This window comes from Pseudoalteromonas sp. GB43, assembly GCF_054923805.1.
Genome location: NZ_JBPCHJ010000001.1, coordinates 3,022,965 through 3,041,889 on the forward strand (window position 1 = coordinate 3,022,965; position 18,925 = coordinate 3,041,889).

Annotated in this window: 15 protein-coding genes and 5 pseudogenes; 11 read left to right on the top strand and 9 right to left on the bottom strand. The window is 42.2% G+C overall.

Annotated features, from left to right (window positions below; translation table 11 throughout):
- Positions 1–2: 2 nt before the first annotated feature.
- The 4 genes and pseudogenes from ACRWSG_RS14390 to pspF all read right to left on the bottom strand — a co-directional run bounded on the left by ACRWSG_RS14390 (position 3) and on the right by pspF (position 4,612).
- Positions 3–896 carry an ABC transporter permease subunit gene (locus ACRWSG_RS14390; RefSeq protein WP_054553141.1) on the bottom strand — a complete coding sequence of 298 codons (894 nt, stop codon included), beginning with the start codon at positions 894–896 and terminating at the stop codon, positions 3–5.
- Complete coding sequence (locus ACRWSG_RS14395; RefSeq protein WP_462166579.1) at positions 883–1,917, bottom strand: ABC transporter permease; 1,035 nt, start codon at positions 1,915–1,917, stop codon at positions 883–885. Before ACRWSG_RS14395 ends, ACRWSG_RS14390 begins: the two co-directional genes overlap by 14 nt.
- Positions 1,917–3,523 (bottom strand): annotated as a pseudogene (locus ACRWSG_RS14400) (ABC transporter substrate-binding protein). The gene ACRWSG_RS14395 and the pseudogene ACRWSG_RS14400 overlap by 1 nt, the downstream one beginning before the upstream one ends.
- Before the next feature lie 15 nt (positions 3,524–3,538).
- Positions 3,539–4,612 (bottom strand): annotated as a pseudogene (pspF, locus tag ACRWSG_RS14405) (phage shock protein operon transcriptional activator).
- A 188-nt stretch (positions 4,613–4,800) separates the two neighbouring features.
- Here pspF and pspA point away from each other — a divergent pair.
- The 9 genes and pseudogenes from pspA to ACRWSG_RS14450 all read left to right on the top strand — a co-directional run bounded on the left by pspA (position 4,801) and on the right by ACRWSG_RS14450 (position 12,044).
- Positions 4,801–5,464: pseudogene (gene pspA, locus ACRWSG_RS14410) on the top strand (phage shock protein PspA).
- Between the two features lie 57 nt (positions 5,465–5,521).
- Positions 5,522–5,755 (top strand): envelope stress response membrane protein PspB, encoded by a 234-nt coding sequence (gene pspB / locus ACRWSG_RS14415; RefSeq protein ID WP_036969793.1) that lies wholly within the window; start codon positions 5,522–5,524, stop codon positions 5,753–5,755.
- The gene (pspC, locus tag ACRWSG_RS14420; protein WP_054553136.1) at positions 5,752–6,153 is read left to right on the top strand and encodes an envelope stress response membrane protein PspC; all 402 of its coding nucleotides are present in this window, start codon (positions 5,752–5,754) and stop codon (positions 6,151–6,153) included. The genes pspB and pspC overlap by 4 nt, the downstream gene beginning before the upstream one ends.
- Positions 6,154–6,215: 62 nt before the next feature.
- Positions 6,216–7,630 (top strand): annotated as a pseudogene (locus ACRWSG_RS14425) (YcjX family GTP-binding protein).
- The gene (locus ACRWSG_RS14430; protein ID WP_462166580.1) at positions 7,627–8,661 is read left to right on the top strand and encodes a TIGR01620 family protein; all 1,035 of its coding nucleotides are present in this window, start codon (positions 7,627–7,629) and stop codon (positions 8,659–8,661) included. The pseudogene ACRWSG_RS14425 and the gene ACRWSG_RS14430 overlap by 4 nt, the downstream one beginning before the upstream one ends.
- Before the next feature lie 134 nt (positions 8,662–8,795).
- A complete protein-coding gene (megL, locus tag ACRWSG_RS14435) occupies positions 8,796–9,977 on the top strand; it encodes a methionine gamma-lyase (protein ID WP_462166581.1) in 1,182 nt (393 codons plus the stop codon).
- Between the two features lie 226 nt (positions 9,978–10,203).
- On the top strand, positions 10,204–11,001 hold the full coding sequence (gene phhA / locus ACRWSG_RS14440; RefSeq protein WP_054553132.1) for a phenylalanine 4-monooxygenase: 798 nt from the start codon (positions 10,204–10,206) through the stop codon (positions 10,999–11,001).
- Positions 11,002–11,010: 9 nt separating this feature from the next.
- A pseudogene (locus ACRWSG_RS14445) lies at positions 11,011–11,354 on the top strand (4a-hydroxytetrahydrobiopterin dehydratase).
- A 120-nt stretch (positions 11,355–11,474) separates the two neighbouring features.
- Positions 11,475–12,044, top strand: coding sequence for a hypothetical protein (locus tag ACRWSG_RS14450; protein WP_462166583.1), 570 nt, complete (start codon positions 11,475–11,477; stop codon positions 12,042–12,044).
- 30 nt (positions 12,045–12,074) lie between these two features.
- On the opposite strand, the gene ACRWSG_RS14455 is transcribed toward ACRWSG_RS14450, so the two are convergent.
- Together ACRWSG_RS14455 and ACRWSG_RS14460 are read right to left on the bottom strand one after the other, a co-directional pair.
- A complete protein-coding gene (locus ACRWSG_RS14455; RefSeq protein ID WP_082389258.1) occupies positions 12,075–12,284 on the bottom strand; it encodes a type II toxin-antitoxin system RelE/ParE family toxin in 210 nt (69 codons plus the stop codon).
- A complete protein-coding gene (locus ACRWSG_RS14460; protein WP_054553130.1) occupies positions 12,256–12,498 on the bottom strand; it encodes a type II toxin-antitoxin system prevent-host-death family antitoxin in 243 nt (80 codons plus the stop codon). Before ACRWSG_RS14460 ends, ACRWSG_RS14455 begins: the two co-directional genes overlap by 29 nt.
- 147 nt (positions 12,499–12,645) lie before the next feature.
- Between ACRWSG_RS14460 and ACRWSG_RS14465 the strand changes: the two genes are divergently transcribed.
- Both ACRWSG_RS14465 and ACRWSG_RS14470 read left to right on the top strand, forming a co-directional pair.
- On the top strand, positions 12,646–12,993 hold the full coding sequence (locus ACRWSG_RS14465; protein ID WP_462166584.1) for a hypothetical protein: 348 nt from the start codon (positions 12,646–12,648) through the stop codon (positions 12,991–12,993).
- A gap of 105 nt (positions 12,994–13,098) precedes the next feature.
- A complete protein-coding gene (locus ACRWSG_RS14470; protein ID WP_294409577.1) occupies positions 13,099–13,497 on the top strand; it encodes a hypothetical protein in 399 nt (132 codons plus the stop codon).
- 124 nt (positions 13,498–13,621) lie between these two features.
- On the opposite strand, the gene ACRWSG_RS14475 is transcribed toward ACRWSG_RS14470, so the two are convergent.
- The 3 genes from ACRWSG_RS14475 to dapD form a co-directional block, all read right to left on the bottom strand.
- The gene (locus ACRWSG_RS14475; protein WP_462166585.1) at positions 13,622–14,713 is read right to left on the bottom strand and encodes an efflux RND transporter periplasmic adaptor subunit; all 1,092 of its coding nucleotides are present in this window, start codon (positions 14,711–14,713) and stop codon (positions 13,622–13,624) included.
- Positions 14,710–17,820, bottom strand: a complete 3,111-nt coding sequence (locus ACRWSG_RS14480; protein ID WP_194442689.1) for an efflux RND transporter permease subunit — start codon at positions 17,818–17,820, stop codon at positions 14,710–14,712. The genes ACRWSG_RS14475 and ACRWSG_RS14480 overlap by 4 nt, the downstream gene beginning before the upstream one ends.
- Positions 17,821–18,097: 277 nt before the next feature.
- Positions 18,098–18,925: a 2,3,4,5-tetrahydropyridine-2,6-dicarboxylate N-succinyltransferase gene (gene dapD / locus ACRWSG_RS14485; RefSeq protein WP_462166586.1), complete on the bottom strand. Its 828-nt coding sequence runs from the start codon at positions 18,923–18,925 to the stop codon at positions 18,098–18,100.

Sequence of the window (18,925 nt, forward strand, 5' to 3'; positions counted from 1 at the left end):
AATTAGTCGGCCTTACGTTCTTTAAGCACTTGGCGTAAACCGTCACCTACTAAATTGGTAGACAGCACTGCTAAAAATAATAATACGCCTGGTAAGCCAACAGTCCAAGGGGCAAGGTAAATTAAACCTAGATTTTCAGCCAAAATAGCGCCCCATTCTGTGGTGGGGGGCTGGGCGCCCAATTTTAAAAAGCCAAGTGCCGAGATATCCAAAATCGCAGTAGAAAGCGCCATGGTAAAAATAACCACAATATGCTCGTAAATGTTCGGAAAAATACCACGAGCAAGAATATGCCAATTGGATGCGCCATCAAGCTTGAATGCTGTAATGTAATCTTTGTTCAGCTCTTCGACAATTAAGTTACGCACCGAGTGAATAAACTGAGGCAATAAAGCTAATATAATCGCCCAAACTGTATTCATTAGACCAGGGCCAAGAATCGCAATAATAATGATGGCCAGTAATAATGATGGAATTGATAAGGTAATATCAAGCAAGTGATTTAAAAAGCTTGAGCGAATACCTTTGCTAATGCCAGCAAAGGTGCCCACTAACACACCTATCACTGTGGTGATCAAAGCTGCGACAACCGATAAACCAAAGGTGTAAGTTGCACCATTCATTAAACGTGACAATACATCTCGGCCTAAATCGTCGGTGCCTAATAAAAAGCGTACGTCACCTGCATCATGCCACGATGGCGGTAATAGCAGTGCATCGCTGTGTTGCTGGTTCACGCCATAAGGTGCAAGGAGTGGTGCAGACACTGCCAGTAACACTAAAGCAATAAACAACCATAAGCCTACAAGGGCAGGGTGATTGGTTTTAAATTTCTTCCAAAATCGCGCTAACGGCGATTTATTCGACTCTTCAGAGAATAAATTAAACTTTGCCATGTGCTTGGTTCCGCGATAATGGGTCGAATAAGGTATAAGTGAGCTCAGCAATAATGGTAGCTAAAATAACGAACATAGAAACAGCGAGTAAGCCACCTTGAATTGCAGGGTAGTCACGCTGATAAATACTATCGATAAGCCAACGACCAATGCCCGACCATGAGAAAATAACCTCGGTGATCATCGCAAGGGTGATCAAGGTACTAAACTGTAGACCTATTTGTTTAATCACCGGTAGCAGCGCATTACGCAGAGCGTGGTGAATAATCAGCTGCGCACGGTTTAAGCCCTTTGCGCGGGCTGTTTTAATATAACTTTGATCGAGTACTTTCAGCATTGAATCACGGGTAAAGCGAACTAGTACTGTGGTCGGATACATAGCAAGTACTATGGTAGGTAGTGTTAAATGATGGATTGCATCTAAAAATGCCATGCCATCATAGGGGAAATCAGCTAAAAAGATATCAATAAGTATAAAGCCGGTAACTGGTTCTATTTCGTAAAGAAGGCCCATTCGGCCCGACATAGGAAACCAGCCTAGTTGCAGGGAAAACACCATAATTAGTAACAATGCTAACCAAAAAACGGGCATTGAATAGCCAAAAAGTGTGCCGGAATTTATCAGTTTATCAGGCCAACGTTTGTAGTAGGCAGCGGCTAAAATACCACTTGGTACGCCAACTATGACGGATACAATGAGCGCATAAAGACTCAATTCGAGTGTTGCTGGAAATAAGTCTTTTATATGTTGAAATACACTCTCACCAGATGCAAAAGAAATTCCCCAATCCCCCTGAATAATGCGTTCTAAAAAGGCAAAGTATTGCACCACGTAGTTGTCGGTAAAGTGAAACTTTTCCTCTAACACACTGGTTTGCGAGAACGTACTATTAGTAATACCGCTTAAGTTAGTTAGCGCATCACCCGGGAACATAAAGCTCAATGAAAAGGTAAAAATACTCAGCGTCAGCATCATAAACATTAACAATGCTAGACGACGAAGAATATAATCAAGGATCATTATTCTTTCCTCGCGTTAGCTAGTGAAATGCCGCCGAATGGGCTTAAATTTATACCTTTTACGTCACTACTTGCTGCTTGAAAGCGCATACCATGGGCTATCGGCAAAATAGGCAGCTCTTGCACTATGATCCGCTGTGCCTGATTGTAGTATTGTTTTCGTTTTTCAAGATCTGTGGTGTCGAGGGCTTGAGTAAGTAATAAATCAAATTCAGGATGACACCAATTGGCAGGGTTTTTACCACTAAATGTTGCGGTGCAACTTAACAATGGGCTCATAAAATTATCAGGATCTGGCGTATCAGCAGCCCAACCAAGTAACACACTATCGTGTCTATGCTCACCAACGCGTTGTAAAAAGGTGTTCCACTCATACTCGACGATATTAACGTTTACACCAATCTTGCGTAAATCACTTTGCATCAGCTCAGCCATTTTACGGGCGTTTGGATTATAAATACGGCTTACCGGCATAGCCCAAATATTCATATCAAAGCCATTTTTGTAGCCAGCTTCTGCGAGCAAGGTTTTGGCAAGAGCTGGGTTAAATTCAGGCATGGCTTTTTGCGCTTCAAATGCCCACGAAGCCGGAGGCAGTAATGACTGCGCTTTAATGCCGTTACCGTAATACACCGCTTGCATGATTTTATCGACATCAATGGCGCTTGCGAGTGCTTGGCGTACACGTACATCATCAAAAGGCGGTCGCTCAGTATTAAAGGCCCAGTAACCAATATTTAAGTTTTGCTCTTTTTGAACTTTTATGTCTTCACGTTGCGATAAAATACTTAGCTGCGCGCTGCTTGGGTGCGCAGTCACATCACACTCTTTAGTGAGCATTTTCGCAACGCGAGTGGTGCCGTTTGGCGTAATGTCATACACCAGTTGTTCAAGTGCTACAGGATGTTTCCAGTAGTCAGGGTTTCGGTAATAGCGAATTAAGCGGTCTCGACGATATTCTTTATATACATAGGGTCAGTACCCACAGGGTATTGGTCAAATAAGTTTTCTTGGTTTCGCTCTTTAAGCTGCATGGCGTATTCTTCCGATAACACCACGGCAAAGTCGGTTGCAAGGTTTGCTAAAAAGCTGCTTTCAGCATTATAAAGCTCAAACCGTACTTGGTAATCAGAAACACGCACAATACGACGAATAAGCTGATCAATACCCACACTTTGAAAATAAGGGTAACTGGCATCGCCAACAAAGTGGTAAGGGTTATAAACGTCAAATAAGCGGCTGAAAGTAAAAATTACATCATCAGCGTTAAAATCACGGCTTGGGGTAAAGTATTTTGTGGTATGAAATTTAACCCCTTTACGCAGGGTAAAGGTAATTGCTTTGCCGTCTGGGCTAATTTTCCAATCAGTTGCCAGCTCTGCTTTAAACTCGGCAGACACCGGATCAATACTTAACAGGCGATCATAAAGCTGATTGGCGATAATATCGATAGTCGAACCTGTCGTTGTCACTTGTGGATTAAACGACACAGGGTTTGCTTCAGCGCAATAGACTAAGCCCTGGTTTTTTTGTTCTGTGGTTTTTTCTTCGTTATCTAGGCAGCCTACTAAGCACACCAAAGACAAAGCAAGTAACGGTTTAAACACCTGATTAGCCTCTAACTATTGCTGCTGATCTAATAAATTGTATTTTTTCAAATAGCCACGTAATTGATGATACGTTAATTCTAAATGTTCTGCAGTTTTCTTTTGGTTAAATTGGCTATGTTCAAGTGCTTTTTTAATGACATCAATTTCAAAGTCGTTAGACAGCTGCTTTAAATTACAAGGAAATTGAATGTCGGGCTTATTGAGTGTCACAACGTCTTGATTTTGTGTTGTGGCGATAGGCGCAGCTTCGACATTTGCAACTGGGGCACTGCTAACGGCAGCTTTTACGCGCTGTTTAGGTCTAAATTTACTCGCAAATGGATCTAAAATAATCTGGTGAACGGGAATATGTTCGTTACCATGACGATATAAACTACGTTCAACCACATTCTTTAATTCACGAATATTACCCGGTCACTCATAAGATTGTAGCGTTTCGATGGCGCTACGCGTAAAGCCACTAAATAGCTCCCACTCAAGGTCGCGGGCCATGTTAATTGCAAATTGTTCTGCCAGTAACATGATATCTTCTTGGCGTTCACGCAGCGGGGGTAGGGTAATCACATCAAAGGCGAGGCGGTCGAGTAAGTCGCTTCTAAATTCGCCTTGCTCAGCAAGGGTTGGTAAATCTTCATTGGTCGCACAGACTAAACGGGTATCGACTTTAACGGTTTGCTTACCACCAACGCGTTCAAATTCGCCGTATTCAATAACGCGTAGTAGTTTTTCTTGTACCATCGCCGAGGTATTGGCTAATTCATCAAGGAATAGCGTACCGCCATTAGCACGTTCAAAGCGGCCTTCGTGGCGTTTGCTAGCACCGGTGAATGCACCACTTTCATGACCAAATAATTCACTTTCGAGCAGGTTTTCGTTAAGCGCTGCACAGTTGAGCTTTATATAGTTTTGGTCCCAACGCTTAGATAAGAAGTGCAAACGGGCTGCAATAAGTTCTTTACCCGTACCGCGCTCACCAATAATAAGGACTGGCTTTTCTAAACTGGCTAGTTGCGAAACTTGATCAAGCACACTTAAAAAACTGTCAGATTGGCCGAGTAAATTATCCTGCTGGCGAAATTGGCTCATATTCCCTAACTCTTAGTCATTTTTACTAAGATCTAGTGTATTTCATTATCTATGAGAACTAAAGAAATTTATAAATTTAGTTTAACTGTTTGAATATATTAAGTTATTCTAAGTTTATAAAAGTTGGCAAGCATATTGATACTAGATATACCAACTGATTAAGTTAAAACACCAAAGAGGTAAATGTTATGGGAATTTTTTCACGTTTTGCAGACATCGTTAATTCTAATATCAATGCCATCTTAGATAAAGCAGAAGACCCAGAAAAAATGGTTCGCCTGATCATCCAAGAGATGGAAGATACATTAGTAGAAGTTCGCTCTACATCAGCGAAAACACTTGCTGAGAAAAAAGAGCTAGTACGTCGCGTTGAAACTTTAAAAGTTCAAGTTGCAGACTGGCAAGAAAAAGCTGAATTAGCACTAAGTAAAGACCGTGATGATTTAGCGCGTGCAGCACTGATTGAAAAGCAAAAGTCAGCAGATGCAGTCGCAGCGGTTGAAACTGAGCTTGAGCATGTAGAGTCTCACATCGAGAAACTACAGCAAGAAGTGAGTACGTTACAAGAGAAGCTAGCTGATGCAAAAGCGCGTCAAAAAGCAATCATCTTACGTCAACGCTCTGCTGAGTCACATCTTGAAGTTAAAAAAGCACTCGACAGCTCTAAAGTTGAAGACGCTCTAAACCGCTTCGAACGTTACGAAACTAAGAATCGATGGTCTAGAATCACAAATAGAGTCTTATGATCTTGGTAAAAAATCATTAGCTGACGAAATTGCTGGTCTTCAGCAAGACGAAAAGATTGATGATGAGCTCGCTGAGCTTAAGAAAAAATTAGCAGATAAAAAATAATAAATGGGGGCATGTCCCCCAATGCTTAAACACATAACGGATTGACAGGAGAGTACCATGTTCGACGCAGAAGTTTTGATGGCACCGATTATAGTTTTTATGGTGGTTGTTGCCCCACTTTGGCTAATTTTACATTACCGTAGTAAAAAACAAGTGAGCCAAGGTTTAAGTGAACACGAGCACCGCCAATTATTAGAGCTTGCACAAAAAGCAGATAAAATGGCAGAGCGTGTTGAAACATTAGAAGCCTTACTTGATCAAGAGGCTCCGCAGTGGAGACGTAAAGTATGAGTATCAAACGCGAATTATATAAAGACCCTGAACGTGGCAAGTTAGGTGGTGTATGTGCAGGTATCAGTGATTACTTTAACATGGAGCTTTGGCTGGTACGTATCTTAGTCGTTTCGGCAGCGTTATTATCAGGTGGTCAATTTATTGTTGTTGCTTACATTGCTGCTTGGTTTATTTTAGATAAAAAACCGACAGAAAAAACAGAGAAAAGCACAGACAGCATTCACCAAGACCCGCTTGAAGTAAAATTTAAAGTATGGCAAAAAGGGGAACCACCTCGCCGTGCATTGCAAGACTTAAAAGATCGTCTTGCTCGAGTTGATGGTCGTTTACAAGAGATGGAACGCTATGTCACATCAACAGAATTTACGGTTAGCCGTGAAATCAACAAACTTTAAAGGATATATACGCACCTTGTTTGCATCGTGATACCCAGCGCAAATAAGGTGCTAGACACTTTATGAGCCAATCATTTGCAAAGAACACCTTTAATTCGTTAAAAAATAAAGCGGAAAAAGCCCTTCACCGTAGTTTAGATCAACACGTGAAATTAGCCGTCACAGGGTTAAGTGGCAGCGGCAAAACCGCTTTTATTACCGCCTTGGTTAAACATTTAACCAGCCAAGCTGACGATAAAAACTTACCTTTTTTTGATGTGATGCGCGAAAAGCGTCATATCGCTACAAAAATTGTGCCGCAGCAAGCACTGACAATACCGACATTTGAATACACAAATGCATTATCAGCGTTATTACCTGTTGAAGGTGAGCCAGCTTGGCGTTTGCCTCTACCGAGCGTATAAATACGCTACGTTTAGCTATTAAGTACCAAAGTAATTCGGGGCTACGCGGTCACTTTGCACCGCAATCAACACTCTATTTAGACATTATTGATTACCCAGGTGAATGGCTACTTGATTTGCCAATGCTAGAGCAATCATTTGCTGATTGGTGTGAGTCACAATACTCACTCTTGCAGCAAACAGCACGCAACGAAAAAGCGAAGCCATTTTTAACCGCCCTTGCTGAACTTGATCTATCAGCCAGTGTTGATGAGAGCAAACTTGCTGATGTCGCTGCGCTTTATCAGCAGTTATTAGTGGGCCTTAAAAAAGACACCAAACTTGCCATGCTGCAACCTGGTCGCATGCTGATGCCAGGCGAGCTTAAAGGAGCGCCGCTACTGCAGTTTTTCCCTGTTGCGCATGTGCCAGATGAAATAACCGAAGGGTCGAATCTAGCGCATCTTAAAAAGCGCTATAAAGCCTATGTAAAAGAGGTTGTAAAACCTTTTTACGAGCAGCATTTTCGTCATTTTGACCGACAAATTGTGCTAGTGGATGTGCTCAGTGCTTTGAATGAAGGCAGCGAAACCCTGCATGAGCAAAGCCGTGTTATTAACCAATTGTTGGCCCATTTTAATTATGGTGAAGCAAGCTTCTTTAAACGTTTGTTTAAACCAAACATCGACAAGCTACTGTTTGCGGCCAATAAGTCAGATCATATTAGTGCGCAATATCATAAAGACTTAGCGCTATTGCTTGATTCAATCGTGCATGACCAATCGAATCATTTAAAGTTCGAAGGCGTGCAAATCGAAACCATGGCAATGTCATCTATCTGCGCTACAGAGCCGCGCCAAGTGGCTGAAAAAGGCCAACAGTTAGCTTGTATTTATGGCAAGCCTTTAGGCGAGCAAGAATGGCTAACGTATTTACCACCGCAACCACCGTCACGCCTGCTCAACAAACAAGAGTGGCCAAAACAGGGCTTTGAGTTCTTATCGTTTTCGCCATTGCCATGCCCTGATAAACGGTTAAAGCATATTCGTTTAGATCATGTCATGCAGTACCTGATAGGAGATAAACTAACATGAGTGAGCAACCAAAGGAGATGAACTTTCAGGCAGGTCGCCGTATTTCAAGCTCTGCAAGCAACGAAGCTCCTGCAGAGGAGTTAACAGTTGCTAAAGTGATAGAAAACGCCGAATTTATCGACACTGAAGAAGATCAGCAAGATAGCATTGAGCTTGAGCCTGTGTATAAAAAGTCGAAATGGCAAACCCTAAAAGGGGTGTTTGTTGTTAGCTTCTTAGTTTTAGTATTACTTGAGTTTGCGATGTCACTATTTGTGACGTTTCAGCAATCAATTATTTTAGGTTCGGTGTATTTAACGGCTGTTCTTAGTGGTGTGCTACTGATTGCCCGTGTTATTTGGCGCGAGTACCGCATGCTAAGAAGTTTAAAGCGTAATCAATTGCATCGTACCGAGGCTGACCGCTTACTCAATAGCGAGCAAGTAGGTGAGGCACTGCCGTGGCTAGAAAAGCTTAATAAACATCAAGCGCTTACTGGATTTGAAGAGTTTAAGCAGCAAATAGCAAGTCACCATACCGATAAAGAAATCATGACCTTATATGCCGATAGCTTATTGGTCAGCCAAGATCAGCAAGCAAAAAAACTGATTAATCGTTTTGCTACTGAGTCTGGTTTATTGGTTGCGCTAAGCCCGTTGGCTTTAGTCGATATGATGGCGGTGCTATGGCGTGGCACTAAGCTCATTGAGCAAATTGGCCGTATTTACGGTATTGGTTTTGGTTATGCAAGCCGTATTAAATTGTACCGCTTATTAGTGAAGCAAGTGTTGTTTGTTGGTAGTGCAGAGTTAGTTTCAGATTTAGCTGCAACGGCACTAAGCGCTGAATTACTGGGAAAATTGTCGGGCCGTGCAGCGCAAGGGCTAAGTGCCGGTATTTTTACCGCGCGTATAGGGTATAAAGCGATGGAGCTTAGTCGCCCATTACCTCGCTTAGAGCATAAGCGCAGCTTGCTAAAAGAAACCGCCAATAGTATTGCCCGTAAAATTGCCTCACGTACGAGCGACAAAGAGACCGAAAATACAAAATGACAACTTTTGTGTACAGTTAATAAAAACAGCTGAGTGATATTTAGCCATCTGAGCATCCGGCATGCTTGTGCATTGTGGGTATCTACGTTTTATTTATGAGTATGAAGTACTGATAATAAAAACGAGAACACACAATGACTAAGCATCACTTACATACACAATGTATTCATGGTCCAGAAAAACCAAATGATCCACATGGCGCACTGAGTGCGCCACTTTATCAAACCTCTACCTTCTCTTTTGCTAATGCAGCCCAAGGTGCAGCCCGATTTGCCGGTGAAGAGCAGGGCTTTATTTATACCCGTTTGGGTAATCCGACAACCCAAGAGCTAGAACAAAAAGTGGCTCAATTAGAAAACTGTGAAGCAGCGGCTGCTACAGCAACGGGTATGGGTGCGGTGTCTGCGTCTGTGCTTAGCTTTTTACAACAAGGTGACCACCTAGTCGCATCAAGCGCGTTATACGGCTGTACTTTTGCATTTTTTGCTCACATGTTGTCGCGCTTTGGTATCGAAGTTACTTTTGTTGATATGACCAACGAGGCTGAAATTCGCGGCGCGGTTAAAGCCAATTCAAAAATGATTTTTGCTGAAACGCCAATTAATCCGACCATGGCGGTGCTTGATCTAAGTTTAATTGCTGATGTTGCCAAGCAGCATCAACTGATAAGCGTTATCGACAATACTTTCTTAACGCCTCTGCTCCAGCAACCTACCTCGTTTGGCATTGATATTGTGGTACATAGCGCAACTAAATACCTAAATGGTCATGGTGATGTGGTGGCAGGACTTGTGTGCGGCACAGAGGAGCATATCAACCTGATAAAAATGACGGTGCTAAAAGATATTGGTGCAACGATTAGTCCTCATGATGCATGGTTAATTAATCGCGGTTTAAAAACCCTTGCTGTACGTATGGAGCGCCACTGTGCGAGTGCCCAAGTGGTTGCTGAATATTTAGAGCAACACCCGTTAGTTAGCAAAGTTTATTACCCAGGGCTTAAATCACATCCGGGTCATCAATTTATTGGTTCACAAATGAAAGCCGCTGGTGGTGTTATTGCCTTTGAAATAAAAGGCAGCCTTGAAGATGGCGAAACATTTATAAATAACACTCAGCTTTGTACCCTTGCTGTGAGTTTAGGGGATGCTGAAACCCTCATTCAACATCCTGCATCGATGACACATTCGCCTTATACACCTGAAGAAAGAGCAGCTGCAGGGATCAGTGATGGCTTAATTCGATTATCAGTTGGTCTTGAGGATGTTAACGATATTATTAACGATCTTAAAACTGCATTTACATTCATTGGTTAGGTTGTAATTTAAAGTTTACATCAAAGACTGCTTTCAGCCCTTTAAAAACGGGGTGTGTAAACTTTTCGATCTTTTAGTGTAATTTTATCTTTACGTTAAGGCTGTTTCTGCAAACCTTAGAAACAGCCTTAACTATTAAAATTTAGCTTACTTTTACATAGTATCGGCTTAACAAGTTAATGAGATTCTGATCAATGCTGATCAAGATTTAACGAAGAAGGTTATTATGGCTAAAGCAAGTAATTACACCTCCAAGCAACCTGATGAAAATGGGGTTATCCATTGGAGCGAAGAAGAAAATAAAATATGGTCTGAGCTAGTTGCTCGCCAACTCGCTTGCATAGAAGGTAAAGCCTGTGATGAATATTTAGCAGGTCTTAAGAAAATTAATTTACCAACAGATCGTATTCCACAACTTAGTGAACTTAACGAAGTGCTACTCGAAACAACGGGCTGGCAAGTTGCGCCTGTTCCGGCACTGATCGATTTTGATGAGTTCTTTCGATTATTAGCAAATAAGCAGTTCCCAGTAGCGACTTTTATTCGCAGCCGTGAAGAGTTTGACTACTTACAAGAGCCTGATATCTTCCACGAGATTTTTGGTCATTGTGCCATGCTTACCAACCCAGCATTTGCTGAGTTTACACACAAATATGGTCAGTTAGGTTATGCCGCTGAAAAGAAAGATCGTGTTTATTTAGCACGCCTTTACTGGTTTACCGTTGAGTTTGGTTTAATGCAAACCGAACAAGGTCTGCGTATTTATGGTGGTGGTATTTTATCAAGCCCAGGCGAAACACAGTATGTGTATTCAGATAAGCCAGAAATCAATGCGATGAACGTTCTTGATGTATTACGTACACCTTATCGTATTGATATTATGCAGCCTGTGTACTACACCATTAACTCAATCAATGACTTATTTGATATTTCACAAATGGATATCATGTCGCTGGTGAGTAAAGCAAAAGAATTAGGGCTACATGAGCCAAAGTTTCCTCCTAAAGAAAAATTAGCAAGTTAAGGATTTATAATGTCTTCATTAAGCACACAAAAGTGTGAAGCGTGTCGTGCGGATGCGCCTAAAGTATCTGATGCTGAATTAGCAGAATTGATCAAAATGATCCCAGACTGGGTTCCTGAAGTGCGCGACGGCATTATGCAATTAGAGCGTGTTTACAAGTTTAAAAACTTCAAGCAAGCACTTGAGTTCACTAATAAAGTGGGCGATATGGCTGAAGAAGAAGGTCACCACCCAGTTTGTTAACCGAGTGGGGCAAAGTAACCGTTACTTGGTGGAGCCACTCTATCAAAGGGTTACACAAAAATGATTTTATCTGTGCTGCTAAAACAGACGATGTATTCGCTGCACTGTAAATTTTAAGTTCTGCCCAGGACGATAAAAGGTGTAACCTCAGGTTGCGCCTTTTTGCTTTTTTAGAGTCCAAGAATTAACATTAGGCTCTTATCTTTGCGAGAACACTAGAAAAGTAAATAATGAAAAACAAAGCGCTTATTCTGCCATTCCTACTCATTTTACTGCCCTTAATTGATAGCTTGTTTATCCCGCAAACATTTGGCATTCAATGGCACAGCCCTAAGCTGATGTATCAAATAGGCGTAGTACTAATGATTGTAAAGCTCACTATGGTTGCCATTGGGCTTTGGTTATTACTCAAAGCAAAGCGCCTTTATATGGAAGCTAGTAAATCGACCCGTATTGTTAAATTTTCAGTCTTTTTACTCGGCGGCTTACAGGTGGTGATAATGACAGCAATATGCTTTTGGTATTTAGTAGCGGGCACGCAAGCGAAACACTTTATGCTGCAAGACAACATTGCTGTATTTACCGCTGATTATGGCGTATTTGCCCCGGTACATCATGAGTTCTCATTTATATGCTTTGATGCCAACGGTTTTTACCACATGCAACCCATAGCCCAGCTACCTTGGCTCGGAACCTTTACCTTTACTAGCCAAGATTCGCGTTTGATCATTCAACATAAAAACCAAAGTGGCGCGAATACTCAAGAAATTTCATTAAAAGGGTATGGCTGTTTGCAGTGAGAGGTGTTGGCTTTGTGAAAGGTGGTGCAATTATAAGTGGTTTTCAGGAAGCTGAGATTGGTTTAGTACGGCAACAATCATTATAAAACCATCTTCTTTAATAAAATAAGCAGTGTGTTTACCAATAGGAAAGTAAAAACCATTTGGATAAATGTCATTACAGCTACGCCCAATTTCTGGATTTTTTGTAACTTCTCTTTTGCATAATGTTTTATAAAGTATCCAAGAAGTCTTTACCATCAACTACATTACCTTGAGCTAAGTCTCTTGTTGCGTTTTCAAAGCAATGCTTAATATAGTCGACTTTCTTATTTTTTAATTCTTCAAAATCCTTTATAGACATAAACTCTACGGCGTCCTCGTTGTTTTTACTAATTTTAATAGGTTCACGCTGGGCGTTTAAAAGTCGCTCAGCAAAATTACGTTTTGCATCATTTGCTGTTAGTGTATTCATGGCTGACCTCTAAAATAAAGTGATAGGGGAATTCTATTAAAAAGCATTAAATGGTCAAAATAATTAAATCGCACGATTAGTTTGGGTTCTGTAGTTTAATTTGCAAGGCACTGATTATATAAGGCACGCAAAATACATAAGAGAATTATGAAATTTATATTAGATGATATAGTAATCGAGCATATTGAAAACTCTGATCCTATTTCAATAAAAGTAGGAAAGGTTGGCTGTAGCCATGGTTATATTGACTTAGAAGTAAATATGCTATCTATCTCTCAAGCAAATGAAGCACTTAAAACAGGTGAAAAGCCAAGAAACTTAAGATTTGGTTCAGCCCTTAAAGGATGTAAGTTTAAATTCAGTAAGCAAGAGACAAAATTTTACACAGGTTCAATGCTTTGGTGGTGTTTGCCACTAAGCTTTCGCTGGGAACCTCTTTATTGCTATAAAATAAAAGAGGTTATTAGAATGATTCACTATTTTAAAGCATTATAAGGCGAGTATTTTAAACGCGAATCGTAGCTGTTAACTTAGTTCTGCGTTAGTGTATCTAGTTAATCATTTCTAAATCATGATTGTGACATGATACATGGAGACAAATTGAATAGTTTAAGGATAGTAAAATACACTTTAGTCATGCTGGTTTTAGGTACCGTATTAAGTACTTTTATCACTCTAATAATTGGAAGTGATAACTTAGCTTCACTCTCATTCGGCAAATATTTTACATACCAGTTATTACCATCTTATTTATTGAATGCAGGTATCTATACCGTTCTGGCTAAGCGCAATGTTGTAAAAGCTTGGAATTATGCCCTAAGTGTATATTTACTGAGCTTTATAGTGGGAACAGTAATTGTATCGATACTATTACAAACGTTATTTATCCCACCTTTATGGTTTGTAGAAGTGCCTTTGAGTATAGCCTTTGCGATTGTTGGTACTGTCATCGGAATTAAATTAGGTACTCAGGATAGTAAGGAAGTCGAAGGGCCCTGATCTTGCTTTTTTGCTTCCTAAAAAGTCAAAAACAAGCGCAACTCTTAATAATCATTACTACCCTTTATCATAACTGCCAGCCCTTAAAATATTTAATAGCTGGCAGTCATCTCAAGCCTTGCAGTTATTGCTTTACCTGAACTTCGACTTCTTGCCCGGTTTGTAGTTGCTCGGCGCCGCGTACTGCCACTTTATCGCCCGCATTTAAAGTGATGTTAGAAGTCGGGGTGACTTCAACAAGTTTATCTTTACCATTACCGACTTTTACGGGAATTTGCAGGGCTTTGTTGTCGTTGTCGATTTTGACGATATGGGTGCCTTTTTTGCGTAAGATCAGCGCATCGCGATTCACCAGTAGTACATCACCTTTACTTTTTAGTGGCACGGCTACATCTACCAGTTGGCCAATTGCCCATGTTTGCTCGGCATCATTTGGTAGTAGGGCACGTACTTCTACGGTTTGTGAACGCGGATCGGTTGATGGGATCACCGCTGTTACGGTGGCTGTTGTCATATCAGGGGCTGATAAGTCGCCGGCTTGAATTGGTAACTCTATGCCTTTGTGTAAAAACTTTAAGTATTTAACAGGTACGTACAAACGCACTTCTAAGTTATTAATATCGAGCAGAGTGATCAGTTCATCTGCGCGATTTATTTCGCGACCAGCGCGTTTAAAACGCTCGCTGATCACGCCATCAAATGGAGCGCGAACGGTTGCACGCGAAAGCTGATCGTCTATCACTTTTAATTCAACCTTAGCCAGTGCGATATCAGATAACGCAAGGTCATGCTTATTTTGCATATCATCGACTTGGCTTGCTGCAGCACTGCTGGCTTTGGCGAGTTTTTGTAAACGAGCGAGCTCTTGTTGATATAAGCGTAGGTTTATTTTGGCGCGATTGAGCATTTCTTGCTGGCGTGCTTTTTCCAGTTCAAGCGGTAAGGTGTCCATACGAACTAGGGTGTCGCCACTTTTCACCAGAGTACCTGGCTCAACAACATATAATAAACGCCCGCTAACGCCTGCTGTTAGGGTTACATCGTCTTTGCCATACAAAGTGCCGCTGACTTCAATTTCGCTTGTCAGTGGAGCTTGTGTGACGGTTTCTACCGTAACAGGTACGACTGCAAAGGCGTTAAATGCGATAAGACTGAATAGCGCACAAAAGCGAGCGGTTAATTTACGAAAAGGTGTGTTCATTGTTTTAATACTCATTGATTCGATACCAAGCTTAAAGGCGTTTTTTCTGGTTGCTGTTTGTTATTAGCGGGCGGCAGTTGTCTGCCAAGTTGCAATAAACTTGGCATTAATATCAGGGTAAATAGGGCACTAATGGCCATGCCGCCGACGATCACAGTGGCAAGGCCACGGTAAATTTCTGATCCTACCCCCGGCATTAGCATCAGTGGCAGCATGCCAAATAAGCTGGTTAAGGTACTTAAGTAAACGGGTCTTGCGCGCAGTAGTACTGCTTGGCGAACGGCGTCTTCTCGGCTGAGCCCTGCTGCCATCGCGACACGGGTTTGGTCAACCAACAAAATGGCATTATTTACCACCAGACCCAGCAAGATAATAAAGCCAATCATGGTCAGTAAGTCGAGCGATTGGAAGGTAAATAAGTTAAGTACGAATAGGGCCAGTACACCGCCTGCAATTGCCAATGGCATGACCAGTAAAACTAACGCGCTGTCTTTGGCTGACTTAAACAATGCGGTCATTAGCAAGAATAAAATAAACAGAGCCAAGATAAAGTTGATTGTCATTTCTTGCATGGCCGAATTCATCTTTTGTGCGTTACCCGCCAAAATCGCGCCAGAGCTGTCAGGCAAGCTTGCACGAACTTTTGGCATAACTTGCTCTGAGAGAATAGTTTGCGCTTGTTGCAAGCTCATGTCCGCTGGTGGCGTGACAACAATACTTACGGTACGGCGGCCATTAACACGTCTAAGCTGGGTTGGCCCCACGGTGCGCTCAATATTGGCAAGCTCACCTAAAGTTTGAATACCTGATTGCGGGGTTACAATAGGCAGTGCTTTAAGCTCCTCTGGAGTTTGCCACGGTATGCCGCGCAAAATCACGTTCATGCGTTCGTTGCCATCAAAGTATTCATTAACAAATAACCCACCTGTATAGGCTTGCACTGCTTGAGATACATCACGACGAGTTAGCCCTGCTTGGGTTATACGGCGGTCATTGGGTGTGAGCCTAAGTTCTGGCTCTGCCATATCGAGTCGTGGTTGTGGCCTTGCAGTGGCATTCGGCATTGCGTCGGTGACAGCTTGCAGCGCCACATTAGCACCGGCGATTAGCTCGTCCATATTTGGGCCCGTTAAATCGATATTGATATTACGACCATCACCGCCATTAGCAACTTGGATCATCGACCCTCTAAAGAAGAATACTTGGGTGTCGGGTAAATCGATGAAGATTTCTTCTCGGGCAACCTTCATTAGTTCTTCAACACGTTGCGGATCGGCAGAATAAATAAAACCGCCAGCATTCGCGCCAAAAGCATAAAAGTTAAAATCTTTAATCCCCGGCTCTTTTTCACCTGTGTAATAAGGCATTAAACGCTTTTTAATACGCATCAGCAGCTCTTCTTCCATAAACTGCACATTGCCGCCAGGCGGGGTGTTCAAGTTAAAGAAAAAGCCATCGGTTGGTGCGCGCGGCATAAAATCAGTTTTCGGGAGCATGGTCATGGTCGCGACGACTGAGCCACCTAATAAGGCTGTTATCCACACTATTTGTTTAACGCGGGTATTGGTAAGCGACATGATGAAGTTAGTTAGCTTATGCCAATATTCACTATAAGGATCCGCTTTGAGCTCTTTGTCTGGCCAAAAGTGGTTAGCCAACGGAATAAGTGTAATTGCGCAAATCATAGAGGCAATAACTGCAATAGATAAGGTGAGCGCCAAGTCAGAGAATAGCTGCCCCTCAATACCTGCCATAAATAAAATTGGCAAGAAGATAGCAACGCTGGTGGTGGTTGAGGCAAATAACGCGCCTGTTACTTGAGCTGCACCTTTTAGCGCGGCTTTTTTACTATCAAAGCCTTCGCTTCTGAGCCTTGCGATGTTTTCTTGCACTATGATGGCGGCATCAAGTACTAAGCCAACAGCAAAGGCAAGACCCGCCAGTGAAATAACATTTAAGCTGCGGTCAAAAATATTCAATGTTAAAAACGCGACTAACAAAGAGACAGGAATCGTCGCTGCAATCACAAATGTGGCCTTTAAGCCTCTAAAGAACAGCCACAAGATTAAACACGACAGCAGAACACCTAGGCCTAAGTTACTTTTAACCAACGACAAAGCATTACGAATATGCACAGAGGCATCAAAACTTAATTCAATCGATAAGCCATTCTCGGCCAGCGGCCCTTCGTTTAGCTCTTTAATGGCAAGGTTAATGTCGTCGAGCAGGGCAACGGTATTGGCTTCGTTAGCGCGCGAAATACGAATGTAATACGCGGGTTTACCATTTCGACCACTCATCCCTAAACGGTCAGAAAAAGTGCGCTCTACACTTGCAATATCGCCAAGGTAAATAGGTCTATCGCCTGAATAACCAACGCGCATTTGTGCCATGCTTGATAAATCATATTGCCCCGTAAAGCGTACGGTATATTGACGACGGCCAACATTAGCAAGGCCACCAGAGGTATCTCGTGAGCTGGCTAATACGTTACTGATTTGGTCAAGGCTGACGCCAAGTGCGGCGGCTTTGTGGGGGTCAAAGGTGATACGTAACTCTTTTGGTCGCTCACTGGCTAAATCAACGCGGGCAACACCAGGGATACGTGCCAAACGGGGCTCAACAAATTCATCGATTTGTTTTTGGAACTGTGCCATGTCTAAATCTAGGCTGTCGCTATTAAAATCTTTCGGGGTGACCAGTAACGTTGCAGCGGCTTCGCCATTATTACCGCCAGCAAAAACCACAGGATCAAATGCATCTAACGGCAGGGGCGGCGCTTGGTTAAGGCTAGTTAACACATCAAGCATGGCCTGTTGCATGTTTTGTCCAACAGCAAAAGTTAACGTGATAGAGCCATTGCCACGGTTAATGTAAGTATTAACCTCTAAGGCACCCGGGGTGTTTTTTACTGCGTTCTCGAGCGGCTCAATGATCACCGATTCAATCTCTTCAGGTGCAGCTTGGCGCCAGCCAGAGAAAATAGTGATCTGCGGTTGCTCGATATCTGGTGTGAGCTGAATTGGCAGCTTAAAAATACTCAACATGCCAAACAACATAATCAACACCAAGATGACAATAACACTCGCAGGGTTTTTCAGCGAACTACGTGTCAGGTTCATTGTGTGTGTTCCAAAATCAGTTTGTGTGCATTGTAGTGCGATGTAAAAAAAGTGCCAGTGAGGTAAATGAAATGTATGTCAGAAGTAACGCTGAATAGCCGTTAATTCGCGATAAAGTGTGTATTTGAAATAAGATGTAACAATTTAGCGGAGGAGCTTTAAGTTAAAAGCCTTAAGTCCTAAGTTTTAAGCTCTAAGTACAAAAAAGCGCGAAACTAGTTAGCATCGCGCTTCTTATATCTAAAATTTAAAGCTGACGGCTTAAAGCTCCGCTTTATTATTCATCAATCGAGCGAAGTAGGGCATTAATACCTACTTTTTCGCGAGTTTGCTGATCAACTTTTTTCACTATGATGGCAGCATATAGGCTGTGCGAACCATCTTTTGACGGTAAAGAACCTGGAACAACAACCGCACCGGCTGGTACTGGATCGTAATGGATTTCGCCAGTTTCACGGTCATAGATACGTGTGCTTTGGCTGATGTAAACACCCATTGAGATAACAGCGCCTTCTTCAACTACAACGCCTTCAACAATCTCAGAACGTGCGCCAATAAAGCAGTTGTCTTCAATAATAGTTGGGTTAGCTTGTAGTGGTTCAAGCACACCACCAATGCCTACACCGCCAGATAAGTGAACGTTTTTACCAATTTGTGCACATGAGCCAACCGTTGCCCATGTATCAACCATGGTACCTTCATCAACGTAGGCGCCAATGTTGACATAAGATGGCATAAGCACCACGTTTTTACCTACGAAGCTGCCTTTACGTGCCACAGCATTAGGCACAACACGCATGCCGCCTTGTTGGAATTGCTCTGGTGTATAGTCGCTAAATTTAAGGGGTACTTTGTCGTAAAACTGATTAACACCATCGCTCATTGGTTGGTTATCACGAATACGGAAAGACAATAGCACCGCTTTTTTTAACCATTGATGTACAACCCACTCACCACTGATTTTTTCAGCAACACGTGCAGCGCCGCTATCAAGTAATTCAAGCGCGTCGATAATAGCTTGTTTAACTTCACTTGATACCGTGCTTGGGCTGATGCTATCGCGGTTGTCCCAGGCGTTTTCGATCATGGTTTTTAAATCTGACAT

Bases quoted from the DNA above. Each gene is read 5' to 3' on its own strand.
- ACRWSG_RS14390 (WP_054553141.1), bottom strand. From the start codon at position 896: ATGGCAAAGTTTAATTTATTCTCTGAAGAGTCGAATAAATCGCCGTTA.
- ACRWSG_RS14395 (WP_462166579.1), bottom strand. From the start codon at position 1,917: ATGATCCTTGATTATATTCTTCGTCGTCTAGCATTGTTAATGTTTATG.
- pspB (WP_036969793.1), top strand. From the start codon at position 5,522: ATGTTCGACGCAGAAGTTTTGATGGCACCGATTATAGTTTTTATGGTG.
- pspC (WP_054553136.1), top strand. From the start codon at position 5,752: ATGAGTATCAAACGCGAATTATATAAAGACCCTGAACGTGGCAAGTTA.
- ACRWSG_RS14430 (WP_462166580.1), top strand. From the start codon at position 7,627: ATGAGTGAGCAACCAAAGGAGATGAACTTTCAGGCAGGTCGCCGTATT.
- megL (WP_462166581.1), top strand. From the start codon at position 8,796: ATGACTAAGCATCACTTACATACACAATGTATTCATGGTCCAGAAAAA.
- phhA (WP_054553132.1), top strand. From the start codon at position 10,204: ATGGCTAAAGCAAGTAATTACACCTCCAAGCAACCTGATGAAAATGGG.
- ACRWSG_RS14450 (WP_462166583.1), top strand. From the start codon at position 11,475: ATGAAAAACAAAGCGCTTATTCTGCCATTCCTACTCATTTTACTGCCC.
- ACRWSG_RS14455 (WP_082389258.1), bottom strand. From the start codon at position 12,284: ATGGTAAAGACTTCTTGGATACTTTATAAAACATTATGCAAAAGAGAA.
- ACRWSG_RS14460 (WP_054553130.1), bottom strand. From the start codon at position 12,498: ATGAATACACTAACAGCAAATGATGCAAAACGTAATTTTGCTGAGCGA.
- ACRWSG_RS14465 (WP_462166584.1), top strand. From the start codon at position 12,646: ATGAAATTTATATTAGATGATATAGTAATCGAGCATATTGAAAACTCT.
- ACRWSG_RS14475 (WP_462166585.1), bottom strand. From the start codon at position 14,713: ATGAGTATTAAAACAATGAACACACCTTTTCGTAAATTAACCGCTCGC.
- ACRWSG_RS14480 (WP_194442689.1), bottom strand. From the start codon at position 17,820: ATGAACCTGACACGTAGTTCGCTGAAAAACCCTGCGAGTGTTATTGTC.
- dapD (WP_462166586.1), bottom strand. From the start codon at position 18,925: ATGTCAGATTTAAAAACCATGATCGAAAACGCCTGGGACAACCGCGAT.